The sequence below is a fragment of the Terriglobales bacterium genome (genome assembly GCA_035487355.1).
Lineage (GTDB): Bacteria > Acidobacteriota > Terriglobia > Terriglobales > Acidobacteriaceae > QIAW01.
Window position 1 is genome coordinate 15709 of the sequence record DATHMF010000021.1, and the last position, 12028, is coordinate 27736.

At 53.5% G+C, this 12028-nt stretch carries 12 protein-coding genes and 2 riboswitches; of the genes, 2 read left to right on the forward strand and 10 right to left on the reverse strand.

Features of this window, described 5'->3' with window-relative positions; genetic code table 11:
• Positions 1-70: 70 nt before the first annotated feature.
• Positions 71-246: riboswitch (cobalamin riboswitch) on the reverse strand.
• A 22-nt stretch (positions 247-268) separates the two neighbouring features.
• From VK738_04030 to VK738_04045, 4 genes are all read right to left on the reverse strand, one after another.
• Positions 269-1138 (reverse strand): cobalamin-binding protein, encoded by an 870-nt coding sequence (locus tag VK738_04030; GenBank protein ID HTD21796.1) that lies wholly within the window; start codon positions 1136-1138, stop codon positions 269-271.
• Entirely contained in the window at positions 1135-2556 is a 1422-nt protein-coding gene (locus tag VK738_04035; protein ID HTD21797.1) for a cobyrinate a,c-diamide synthase, read from the reverse strand. Before VK738_04035 ends, VK738_04030 begins: the two co-directional genes overlap by 4 nt.
• On the reverse strand, positions 2553-3107 hold the full coding sequence (cobU, locus tag VK738_04040; GenBank protein HTD21798.1) for a bifunctional adenosylcobinamide kinase/adenosylcobinamide-phosphate guanylyltransferase: 555 nt from the start codon (positions 3105-3107) through the stop codon (positions 2553-2555). The genes VK738_04035 and cobU overlap by 4 nt, the downstream gene beginning before the upstream one ends.
• A gap of 105 nt (positions 3108-3212) precedes the next feature.
• Positions 3213-3396, reverse strand: a riboswitch (cobalamin riboswitch).
• Between the two features lie 220 nt (positions 3397-3616).
• Positions 3617-4516: a cobalamin-binding protein gene (locus VK738_04045; protein HTD21799.1), complete on the reverse strand. Its 900-nt coding sequence runs from the start codon at positions 4514-4516 to the stop codon at positions 3617-3619.
• Between the two features lie 75 nt (positions 4517-4591).
• On the opposite strand from VK738_04045, the gene bluB reads away from it, so the two are divergent.
• Both bluB and VK738_04055 read left to right on the forward strand, forming a co-directional pair.
• Complete coding sequence (gene bluB, locus VK738_04050; GenBank protein ID HTD21800.1) at positions 4592-5230, forward strand: 5,6-dimethylbenzimidazole synthase; 639 nt, start codon at positions 4592-4594, stop codon at positions 5228-5230.
• Positions 5231-5517: 287 nt separating this feature from the next.
• On the forward strand, positions 5518-5838 hold the full coding sequence (locus VK738_04055) for a hypothetical protein (GenBank protein HTD21801.1): 321 nt from the start codon (positions 5518-5520) through the stop codon (positions 5836-5838).
• Positions 5839-5844: 6 nt separating this feature from the next.
• On the opposite strand, the gene tadA is transcribed toward VK738_04055, so the two are convergent.
• From tadA to VK738_04085, 6 genes are all read right to left on the reverse strand, one after another.
• Positions 5845-6300 (reverse strand): tRNA adenosine(34) deaminase TadA, encoded by a 456-nt coding sequence (gene tadA, locus VK738_04060; GenBank protein ID HTD21802.1) that lies wholly within the window; start codon positions 6298-6300, stop codon positions 5845-5847.
• 86 nt (positions 6301-6386) lie between these two features.
• Positions 6387-7451 (reverse strand): hypothetical protein, encoded by a 1065-nt coding sequence (locus VK738_04065; GenBank protein HTD21803.1) that lies wholly within the window; start codon positions 7449-7451, stop codon positions 6387-6389.
• 184 nt (positions 7452-7635) lie between these two features.
• The gene (locus VK738_04070; protein HTD21804.1) at positions 7636-8790 is read right to left on the reverse strand and encodes an agmatine deiminase family protein; all 1155 of its coding nucleotides are present in this window, start codon (positions 8788-8790) and stop codon (positions 7636-7638) included.
• Between the two features lie 217 nt (positions 8791-9007).
• The gene (locus VK738_04075; protein HTD21805.1) at positions 9008-9919 is read right to left on the reverse strand and encodes a carbon-nitrogen hydrolase; all 912 of its coding nucleotides are present in this window, start codon (positions 9917-9919) and stop codon (positions 9008-9010) included.
• 391 nt (positions 9920-10310) lie between these two features.
• Positions 10311-10856 carry an arginine decarboxylase, pyruvoyl-dependent gene (locus VK738_04080; GenBank protein HTD21806.1) on the reverse strand — a complete coding sequence of 182 codons (546 nt, stop codon included), beginning with the start codon at positions 10854-10856 and terminating at the stop codon, positions 10311-10313.
• Between the two features lie 112 nt (positions 10857-10968).
• Entirely contained in the window at positions 10969-11901 is a 933-nt protein-coding gene (locus VK738_04085) for a LysR family transcriptional regulator (protein HTD21807.1), read from the reverse strand.
• Between the last annotated feature and the right edge of the window lie 127 nt (positions 11902-12028).

The following is a 12028-nucleotide window of genomic DNA, read 5'->3' on the forward strand; positions in this document are numbered from 1 at the left end:
AAAATTCCCAAAAAGAAAATGATACGGTTCAATATCCGGTGTTGCATAAGTCTCCTTTTCCTCGAAAGAGAAGTCGTATCGGCAACAGGACCGGTCTCCTGACTTGCGACTCAGCGCCAGCGCCTTCCCGCCTTCGACGGCAGTGGCTTTGCTGGTGATAGAAACGTCGCTCACAGTTGCGGGACAGTAGCGGAATCTCACCGCTTTCCCGAGCTTCCCATTACGATTCGGTTCGTACAGCGTTGATGTACAGGCGGCATGCAAACAGCTAATGTGCCGCCAACGGGTGAAACTGGTTTGCCAGGTCCTCCAGCGCATCGAATGCCACCGGACTTGGATGGATAATTCGGTCGTCGGTATAAAACACGTGGTTCGCTTTTACGGCTTCCAGGCTGTTCCAACCGGGCTTCTTTTTGAGATCGTCAATCACAAACTGCCCACGGACAAAAATCAAAAAATCCGGTTTTCTCGCTACCAATGCTTCAAGGCTGATTTGCGGCCAATCTTGAGGCAAGTCATCGGTAACGGATTTTCCCCCAGCAGTTTCAATCAGTTCTGTGACAAAGGCATCCTTGCCGGCAGTCATGACTGGGTCGGGCCACACCACAAAGAAGACGCGTGGGCCAGCTCTACCTTTCACCCGATTGCGCACTGCTTGTTCGCGGCTATGCAGACGGGCGAGAAGATCGTCCGCATCTCGCTTGCGATTGAGCACATCTCCCAAATTGGCAACCGAAGTGTAGATGCCTGTAATTCCGTGAGGATTGACCATGAAGACAGGAATGCCGAGTTTTTCAAGTTGTTCTACCGTTTCCGCCCGGTTCATGTCCTGAATTGCGAGCACGAGGTCAGGATGAAGGGCCACGATCGTCTCAATTGAAGGATTGAGCGGCTCTCCGACTTTTGGTTTTTTAGTCGCGTCTTCTGGATACTTTGTGTAATTGCTCACTCCCACTATGTCTGCACCGGCGCCGATCGCATACACGGTGTCGGTAATGCTGGGCGCCAATGTGATGATGCGATGCGGAGTCTCGGGAACAACTACCTTGCGTCCCAATTCATCCTGCACCGTCCGCTGAGCCAGGCAGTGGCCCGTAAGGAGCAATAACAACACAACTGTCGATAGATACTTTTTCATGACTGAGCTACTGCTGCCTCCCGCGCCGCGTACGCATGTGCCACCAGACTGGCTGCCAATGCAGGATTGGATTTGAAATGAAGATGGATATAACTCGCCAGCACGTTGTTCTTAACGAAACCCTCTGGTTCAGAGCGTCCACTCAACGTGTAGAAAACGCGATACACATGGTCCAACTTTCCCGATTCGGCAATCTTTGAGTAATGGAAGCTATGCCCGCGCGCGACACTACCAGATTCTCCAAGCAGGCACTCGCGTTCGAGAACTACTTCCGTGTAGCCAAAATTTACCGGCCCACGGGTCATTTCGATAACAAGCGGCAGTACCCCTGCCATTTTGAAGATGCATCCATCGAGCGTGCGCAGTTGATCGGAAAGGTAGATCAAGCCGCCGCACTCGGCGTAGATAAGTTTTCCTGAAGAAGCAAACTGGCGTATATCGCCAATGAGCGAATGGTTATGGCTGAGCTGTTCGGCAAAAAGCTCAGGGTAGCCGCCGCCGAAATATAAGGCGTCGAGTCCGGCAGGAAGATGATTACATTCGAGCGAGTCGAATTCAATAATTGCAGCGCCCGCATCTCGCAAGAGCTCAAGATTTTCTTCGTAATAAAAGCAGAACGCTCGATCCCGTGGCACGCCGATGCGAACCTTGGGTGCAGAACCATCCTGGTCAGTTTTGACCGGAGTGGCTGCTTTCGTAGAAATAAATTTTGCTTCGCCTCCCAAAGCCGGCTGAGTAGATTCGCAAGCACCAATTAAGACGTCCAGGTTAATATGACGTTCCGCCAAGTCTGCGAGAAGAGAAATTTGTTCGCTTGAAAGTGGCTGCTCCGCAGCGGTCACCAGCCCAAGGTGGCGTTCAGGAATATGTAACTTGGCTGCATGCGGCAGGGAACCGAGAACAGCGCTGCGGCATGAACCCTGTATTGCCTCTTGCAGAAGCCGCAAATGCCCCTCTCCGCCAACTTTGTTCAGCACCACTCCCACGACTCTCAGATTGGTATCAAAACTTTCAAACCCATGAATCACAGCGGCAATACTGCGTGCAGCGGTCGAAACGTCAACCACCAAAACGATGGGAATACTCAGTTGCTTGGCAATTTCCGCGCTGCTGCCTTGCTCGCTGCCTCCCGCGACTCCATCAAACAAGCCCATCATGGCTTCAACCACGGCAACGTCGGCGCCTTGACTGGCATGATCAAATATCGTTTGGTTGGCTTCTGCGTCGAGCATCCATGAATCCAGGTTGCGTGAGCCCCGGCCCGTGACGCAGGCATGATGTGCCGGGTCAATGAAATCAGGCCCGCACTTGAAGCTCTGCACAGTGAAACCACGTCTTCGCAGCGCTGCCATAAGCGCAAGCGTCACCGTGGTTTTGCCGCTGCCAGTTACCGGACTGGCCACCATGAACGCCTTCATAGTTCGATCTCAACCTTTCCTTTAAGCGCAAGCGGGAGTCCTGCAAACATGATCAGCACGTTATCGGCAATCGCTGCTACTCTCTGGTTAATTTCTCCGAGCAATTCCCGAAACAGGACTCCGGCAGGGAAGAAAGGCACCACTCCGCTGCCAACCTCGTTGGAAACAAGCACCACCGAGGGCGAAACAAAACGCAAGGCTTCACACAGGCGTTCCACGCGCTTGTGCACCAGGTCCATATTCTCCCTGTCATGGGTCATGATGTTCGCGGCATATAAAGTCAGGCAATCAACCAGCAACACTTCGGCAGAAGCGGCGTGTTCACGCATCGCGCTGTCCAGCTCGACCGGCTCTTCTACCGTCACCCATGAAGCCGGGCGGTCCTGGCGGTGGCGCTCAATTTTGCGGCGCATCTCATCATCAGAGGCCTCTGCAGTCGCAAAGAACGTGACCTTGCTTGCGCGAGCAGCCAGTTGCTGGGCGTAGCGGCTTTTGCCGCTGCGCGCGCCTCCGAGAACGAGAGTCACCGATTTTCGGTTTCTCGCTTGCATGAATTCGCCTTGCGCAATATGTTGCGCCGAGCGGGAAGAATCAGCTTGCGTGTTTGAGAACGTTCAACAGAAAGCTGTCCGGCTCTCCCATCGAAGCCGGAATCGCCCAATGATTGGGAGTCTGGCTGGTCTCCTGACTTACGCCTCAAGGATGAATTTAACCTTACCGAACGGCCTTCCCAGTTCGTAAATTCCCAGTGGCAATGTGTTCGGTTTCTTAGCGTTTACAGTTGCGGGGCAGTGGCGGAATCTCACCGCACTTCCCATAACCAGACTGTTCGGTTTATACCGTGTAAGCTGTCACGAGTCAAGTTGAACCGTTTTGCGGGCGTGAGCGAAGCGGGAGCCCGCAGGCGAAATCCTGAGCGAGCGTAGCGAGTCGAAGGATCTAGGTCTTGGGCCGTCTTGAGGGCGGAAGCAGTGTAGCCTGAGCGCGAACTGCTTGAAGGTATTCTCTGAAGAATCCGCGCAAATCAGCGTTCATCCACGGCGAAATCTTTCTTTTGGCCTTACAGCTTCGCCCAACTCTTCGCCGGAGTTTCAAATTTGCGCTCAGGATGGAAAAGTGTCGCCATAATCTCGAGTCCGGTAGCAAGCCGCGGCCCAGGACGAGAAAAATACGCATTGGCATGGACGGCGAAAACATTGCCGCTGCGCACAGCCTTCAGGTCGTTCCATCCCGATGGAAACTCGGTCTCGCGGTATTCGCGTATGGCTCGCTCCAAGTCGTAGCCACACGGCATAACCAGCACGATGTCTGGATCGCTTGCGATAATTTTCTCCCAACTGAATTCCAGGCTTGGTTCACTAATGTGGCCCAGCGGATCAATACCTCCGGCCAGCTCAACCATCTCCGGAACCCAATGGCCACCATTAAAAGGAGGACTCAACCACTCCAGCGACAGCACCCTCGGTCGATAAGGGTAGGAATATTGCTTTACTCGTTCAACCCGCCTTCGCAAATCAGCCACCAGGGCCGCTGCCTGTTGCTGCCTGCTTGTTGCCTCACCAACCGCTTCAATATCACGCCAAACATCTTCTAAAGTATGCGGAGTTAACGAGAGGATCTTCGGCGCCGAGGGCAGCTCATGCAGTGTCTTGGCCACATGGGACGCGCCCACCGCGCAGACGTCACAAAGCTCTTGCGTGACAATCAAGTCAGGCTTGATTTTTTTGAGCAACTCTGTGTGGACTCGGTACAGGCTCTCTCCATGCGAAGAGAACTCCTGCACTGTGCGGTCAACTTCGGCAGGTGACAGCGAATGCTCAAGGATCGTGTCCAGGACCACGGGTTTCTTACGGGCCTCCGGTGGAAAGTCGCATTCAAAGGTCACGCCTGCAATCGAATCTTCCAGTCCCAGGGCATAGAGTATTTCAGTGGCTGCTGGTATGAGTGAGCAAATTTGCATAACTCAATTTTTCCTATAAATTATGATATTCAACACGCGGTAGTATAGCTGATTGGCCTTCTAGGGCAAGTGCTGATGGAAAAGCCCATTTTCGACCAACATTTCCGAAGCCAGTTCGAAGACCTGCTTAAGTGGAGGCGCGATGTACGCCACTTTCGTACCGATCCCGTGGACCCTCAGCTCATCGAGCACCTCATTGCTTTGGCTTCGCTTGCTCCGTCTGTCGGTTACAGCCAGCCCTGGCGGTTCGTTCTGGTGGAGTCATCCGAGCCCCGTGAATCCATACGAGAGAATTTTGAACTCAGCAACCAGCAGGCTTTAAATGCATATTCGGGTGAGAAGGCCCAGCTCTATGCGAAATTAAAGCTGGCGGGTCTTCGTGATGCCCCGGTCCACTTGGCTGTCTTCTTGGATCAACATACCGAGTCCGGCAGCGGCCTGGGCAGAATGACCATGCCTGAAACCCTGGAATATTCCGCCGTTCTGGCAGTTTATACATTATGGTTGGCCGCACGGAGCCACGGATTAGGTGTGGGCTGGGTTTCTATTCTCGATCCTGCGAAGGTCAATGCCAGTTTGAATATTCCCGAGCACTGGAAGTTGATTGCATACCTATGTATTGGATACCCACAAGAAGACCACTCGGTTCCCGAACTCCTGCGCAATGGTTGGGAAGCCAAGTTGCCCACACCAGACATCCTCGTAAGACGTTGAACTATCACATTTGAGCGGGTGTATCATCCCGCAACGAGGGACTGACGTAAGCCCATTGGCGTTGCATCACTTTTACATGACTTTAATACTGTCCATGTCTCAATCAGGGAGAAAAGGCTGTAGTTTCAAAGCGGAACTTTTCCCACAACAGGAAGCAAAAAAATTAACTTGCACTGAAAAATATACAACGTAATATAGGCTATTAACGTTTTCCCATGCTAAGAAGGAAAACAGAACGGCGAATAACAATTCTTTATGCAGGTCGCGATCCTGTTTTGCTTTTAGATGTGCGCAAATTGCTCCTGGAGCATGTCGAGGATACCCGCTACATTTTGACCACTGCGGATACGTACAAAGCCTTTGTGAAAGAATTTCTCCAGGGCGATTTCGATATGGTTCTTCTTTGCAGCAGCGTTAAAAACGTGGAACGCAAGAAAATGGCCTCTTTGGTGGGCCAGCGCAGTCCCTCAACGCCTGTGATTGTGTTCTCCGAAAGCCCATTCTCTCTATATGATTTTGGCACCCTGACGGTTGATCCGCGGCCAGAGTCTTTGCTGAGCGCGCTTACTGAGACTTTGAAATCCCGGCCTCATTACCGTTCTGCCTGAATTCGCCTACCCGCGCCTCTGTTGAAAGAAAGCCTGCATCATCTGGGTGCATTTTCCTGCCAGCACTCCCCCAATAATCTCCATCTGGTGGTTCAGCTTCGGGTGGTTTATGACCTGCATGATGGATCGTACCGCTCCGGCTTTGGGATCATCTGCGCCGTAAACCAAACGCGCCAGGCGGGCATGCACCAGGGCGCCACAACACATGGCGCAGGGTTCAATGGTGACAAACATCTCGCACCCTTCGAGGCGATGATTACCGAGAAAGCCGCCGGCCTCGCGCAGCGCAACAATTTCAGCGTGCGCGCTGGGGTCAGAATCCACGCGGTTGCGATTGTATCCCCGGCCAATGATTTTTTTCTGATGCAAAATGACCGCGCCGACAGGGACTTCGTCGTTGGCCTGAGCGCGCAGGGCCTCGCGTAGGGCCTCTTCCATCCACAATTCGTCCGATATGCTCATGGCCAGTGGTTTTATCTTAAATTAAGCAGGTTCGAGCAAACCCAACCGGTTACTGGCCGCCGGCAACTGAAGCCTAACCTGCGCTCTTACGGCGTATTTACCAGATGGCCAGACATTACCAGGTTAAACGTGATGCCTGCTCCGTTTACCGTCTGAGCTCCCGTGAACTGGATCATGCTTCCCGGGTCGGCGTAGATTCGCACCATGTGCTCGTCGCTTGCGCTATCACTGGCAAGTTTAATGCCTGCGGGGTACAGATAGGTCAGGGCCTGCCCGCCCGCGGTGGTCAGAACTTCATAGTGCGGTATGCCATTGATAATATTCCCGGTTGAGGAGACTTGCAGGTACTCAATGACAAACTCTTTTCCGGCCGGGACATTGAAGCTTGCCGTGCACTTGCCCGCCAGTCCGGCGGGAGTGGCGCACGATACTGCTGTCTGAAACGGCTGTTGCGCAGGATTGTCGAGGCTTTTGACAAGAACTACGGTGGTATTCGCCGGTCCAGCAGTTCCCGTGGGCAGGTTGCTGACGGAAACGCTAGGCGTGCCGACTATCTGCACCTGGCCGGTCACCTGCACAGGGCCATTGACGTTCACGGTGGGTACATTGGTGATGGCCGCATTCACAGTACCGCCCACTTGCACAGGCACGGGGCCATTGATGTTCACGGTGGGTGTGTTGGTAATAGCCGCATTCACAGTACCGCCCACTTGCACAGGCACGGTGCCATTGATGCTCACCGTGGGTGTGTTGGTAATAGCAGTATTCACAGTATCGCCCACGTGCACGGGCACGGTGCCATTGACGTTCACGGTGGGTACGTTGGTGATGGCGGCGTTCACAGTACCGCCCACTTGCACGGGCACGGTGCCATTGACGTTCACGGTGGGTGTGTTGGTAATGGCCGCATTCACAGTACCGCCCACTTGCACAGGCACGGGTCCATTTACATTCACCGTGGGCGTGTTGGTTACAGTTGTAGCAATGGGACTATCGTTTTGAATAGTCATTGGAATAGGCCCACTGTTTTGAATAGTTGTTGGAACGGGATTGCCCGTGGCATTCTGCACCGTTACCGTGCGGAATTGAGCCAAAGCCAGAACAGAGGACAGAAGGATGACGAGCTTAACAGTCAGGATAGACCGAAGCATAGAGGTACTCCTCAGGACACAATTTGGGGGGACTATAAGACTATCAGAATAGGACATGTCCAGATAGACAAATATGTTTATTTTTATTGTCCTAATGGCCAATATTAGATATTGTCCTTTAGGACAACATCTAACCAACTGCCTATCTTTAAGGTTTTGGTGTCTTCCTGCAAAGAGCCAACTGCTACCGGGGTTGTTGCTGGGTCGCACAGTGGATCGCGCCAAAGCCCCATATAAAATCCCCGCAATAAATGGGGACAACTTTCCGAGTGGGCAGCAGAGCAGCGATGACATCGAGGGCAATTCGGTCGTTGGCGTCGTTAAAGACCGGTACCAGCACCAACCCGTTGGCTATGTAGAAATTGGCATAGCTGGCGGGCAGGCGTGTTCCTTCATAAAAGATCGGCTCGGGCATGGGGATCTCGACCACGCGCAGCGGCCGGCCGTCTTGGTCAGTAGCAGCGTGCAGGCGTGCCAGATTTTCAGCCAGCGGCGCAAAGTTGACGTCCTTGCGATCTTTTTCCACGGCCGCAACCACGGTGGAAGGGCCCACGAAGCGGGCGATATCATCCACGTGGCCGTGAGTGTCGTCCCCAGCAATGCCACTGTTGAGCCAGATGACCTTGCGAATTCCCAGGTAATCGGCAAAAACCGCCTCCAGGCAGCGGCGGTCCAAGCCGGGATTGCGGGCCTGCTCGGCGCTCAAGAGGCATTCTTCAGTGGTGAGTAGCGTGCCGTGCCCGTTGACATCAATGCTGCCGCCCTCGAGTACAACGCGATGCTGCTCTCCTTTAACTAGGATTGTTGGCTGCCAGGCCGGCAGCTCCAGAAGTGTGGCGATGTGGCCGGGAAGACGCGAATCCTTTTGCCAGTTGGAATATTTGGCCCAGGCATTGAAGTGCCAGTGCGTGATGGCGAACGGGCAGGAAAGGTCTCCAAATTCCGAGCGGCGGGCAGGACGTCCCAGGCGCTTGCCGGAAGAGTGATCATCGCGCCGGATGAAGATTGGCCCGGAATCGCGGGTCCAGACGCGGTCGGTCGGCCAGCGGTGAAATGACACTTGATGCAAGTCAACACCAACGGAAGAAAGAACCTTGCGGGCTTCGGCCTCCAGTTGTACGCTGTTGACCACGATTCGAACCTGCTCGACGCGGGCAAGCTGGCGAACAATTTCCGCATAAACCCACGGGATCGGCTCAAACCGCCCCGGCCAGTCATCGGCGTTGTGCGGCCATGCGATCCAGGTGGCGGCGTGGGGTTCCCACTCGGCGGGCATGCGGTAGCCGAGAGAAGTGGGCTTGAGTGCCTCAGTCAACGTCTTGGGGCGAGTCAATTTCAATTTTCGAGCTTCAAAATTGCTAGTTTTTACCACAGAGACACAGAGGCACAGAGAAAAGCAAAATGTTTGCCACAGATTAAGTGCAAAATCGAATCGTAATTCGCAAAGTTACTCAATTACCCGATTACGCAGTTACCCAATTCTTCAATGACCCAATGATCCGATGAATCAATGACTCAATTTTCTTGTGCCTCTGTGTCTCCGTGGTGAAAAAACTTCAATCCAGAAAACGCTGCGCAATGGGGCCGTAGCTGTCTATGCGGCGGTCGCGCAGAAAAGGCCAGTTACGGCGGATATCCTCCAGGGCATGCAAATCTATTTCACCCACCAGGATCTCTTCTTTATCGGGCGATGCCTCAGCCAACACTTTGCCAAAGGGATCGCAGATAAATGATCCGCCCCAAAACTCAAGTCCAGCACCCGAAGCAGCTTTGCCGCGGATGTCTCCGGTTTCGTGCCCAACGCGGTTAACCACGGCAACGTAGACCCCATTGGCGATAGCATGGGCGCGCTGGATGGTGCGCCAGGCATCGTGCTGCACCTCGCCATACTGCGCTTTTTCCGCAGGATGCCATCCAATGGCCGTCGGATAAAAGAGCACATGCGCTCCCTGCAGCGCAGTCAGGCGCGCACCCTCGGGGTACCATTGGTCCCAGCAAACCAGCGTGCCTACTCGCCCAAATTTTGTATCGAAGGCTTTGAAACCGAGGTCCCCGGGAGTGAAATAGTACTTTTCGTAATACAAAGGATCGTCGGGGATGTGCATCTTGCGATAGATGCCCAGCAGCTTGCCGTCAGCATCAATCATGGCCGCGGTGTTGTGATAAATGCCGGGCGCGCGTTTTTCAAAAATCGAAGCAATTACTGAAACACCCGCCTGGCGCGCGGCCAGAGAAAGTTTTTCTGTCGTCGGGCCGGGGATGGGCTCAGCAAGATCAAACAGGGAAGCATCTTCGCGCTGGCAGAAATACTGTGTAAGGAAGAGCTCAGGCAGGCAGACCACCTGCGCGCCCAGCTTGGCGGCTTCGTGCACCCGCCCGACCGCGCGAGCCAGATTCTCATCGGGATCGGGTGTGCAGCGAAGCTGTACCAATCCAATACGAAAATTTTGGGCGTTCGAAGTGGACATTGCGTTTGATTTTAGCATTCAGCATTCTGCCAAATCAGTTTTAACCACAGAGACACTGAGGCACCGAGGAGAACGATGCCAAAATGACAGCTAGAAAAAGGGAATCCCGGTTTCTTATGATGCAGGTAACCGCAAAACAGTTCTCAATGAAATGCAGCAGTTGTCATTTAGACCTTTTTAAGTCTTGCTGTATCTCATTTTGAGCCCCGAATGGGGCGGCATTTGGTAGCCCAGCACGTAAGTGCTGGGGAGCTGAAAAACAGAGCACGAGCCCCGTTAGGGCGGCACAAAGCATAGAACACAGTAGTCCTTAAAATGGACTAGCCTAATACTCAAGATGTTCAAAAAATCCGCGTGATCCGTGAAATCCGCGGTGAGTCTTTGCTTTGGCTTACTGGAAAATCAGTACCGCCGAGGCGATCACCGTTGTCCACAGGCCGCGCTTGTCACCAACAGCCGATTGCGTGACGTTGGCCGTGCGCACAATCTTGTTGGAGATTCGGTAGATCTCCTTCTTTTCATCCCAAGAGCGGTCGGGGTCAAAGTCAACGTTCAGGGTAGTGGCCAGCATCTCGGCAGCCAGTTCTTCGGCGTAGTCACCGGCTTGATCGTCGGTTTCACCAAAAGAATGGTGTTCGCTGAGATATCCGTAGGTGCTGCGGTCGGCAGGAAGAGCCACACCGATGCTGGAGGCGACCAGACGGTGGGGTTCGCGAGTGGAGTTTTCCGCAATCACGGCAAAGACAACCTCGCCGGGATCGAGATACTTTAATCCATCTTTGCGGGAGATCAGCTTACAATTGGGCGGAAAAATAGAAGACACGCGCACCAGGTTCTGCGCGGCGATACCGGCATCACGCAATGCCAGTTCGAATGATGAAAGACGCTCTTTATGTCTCCCCACCCCCTTGGTGAGAAAAAGCTTTTTGGGGACCATGTCTTTGCCCAATTCCTAAACCTCCGAAAAGGAAATTATCTGCAATGAGTGCGAAACTAAAAAACTAACACACAGAGGGGCTTCGTGCGGGAAAAATTTTGTTAAAGAGTTGTTAATGGGAGTGCTTCCTGAGTTTGTGCTGGATGGTGGCAGGGAACTGTGCCGCCGTCTTCAGCTCGACAGCGATATCAATGAAGGCAAGCGCAGAGCGGCTCAGGGCTTTGTCCTTGCGGTAGACAAGGGCCAGATCACGCTTGATCTGGGCATTGGCTATGGGCAGGAAGGCCAGGACCCCGGCTTTTACGTCCTCCAGGATATTGGAGCGCGCGATAAAGCCTACCCCAATATCGGCGGCCACAAAGCGCTTCAGGAGTTCGCTGGAATCGAGTTCCATCGAGATGTTGACCTTCAGGAAATGCTCGTGAAAAAGGTTCTCCAACACGTCGCGCGTGCGTCCAGCCTTGGGCAGCAGCAGGGGATAGTTCACCACGTCGGCCAGGTTAACCGACTTCGTTTTTGCCAGCGGATGTTGTGGCGGAACAATCACCACCAACTCATCGCGGTGGACTGGAATCAGGGTCATCCGGCTATCGTTTACAGGTAGCGAGACTACGCCGAAATCCACGGAATTATCAATGATGGATTCCAGGGTTTTCACCCGCTCGGTGCGGCGGACGTTCACCGCCACTCCGGCGTATCGTTTTTTAAATTCGGCGAAAACTTCAGGAAGGATATGCAGGCAGGTCGCCTCATTGGCCGCCACAATCAGCTCGCCGCGCGGGATGCGCTCCATTTCAGCCAGATTTACCATCATCTGCTTGCGGGAATCCACGGTCTGTTCGGCGTATTCGAGAAAAGCCTTGCCCGCGGCGGTAACGCTCACCTTTCCTCCGGTGCGGTCAAAGAGCTTGGCGCCCACTTCTTCTTCCAGGCCGCGAATCTGCGCGGAAATGGCCGGCTGCGTGCGAAAACGCTTCTCAGCGGCACGCGAGAAGCTGCAGTGCCGCGCAACTTCAAGAAACGTCTCTATTTGGTCGAAATCCATTTAGGGATAAAGGGTCTTTATTGCACAAATAAAAACAATCAATTTCATAATCTGATACGTGTAGCTATATGATAAATTGTTTTGCCGTATTAAGGAATTTTATCAAGCAATACACTGATTCTAACCC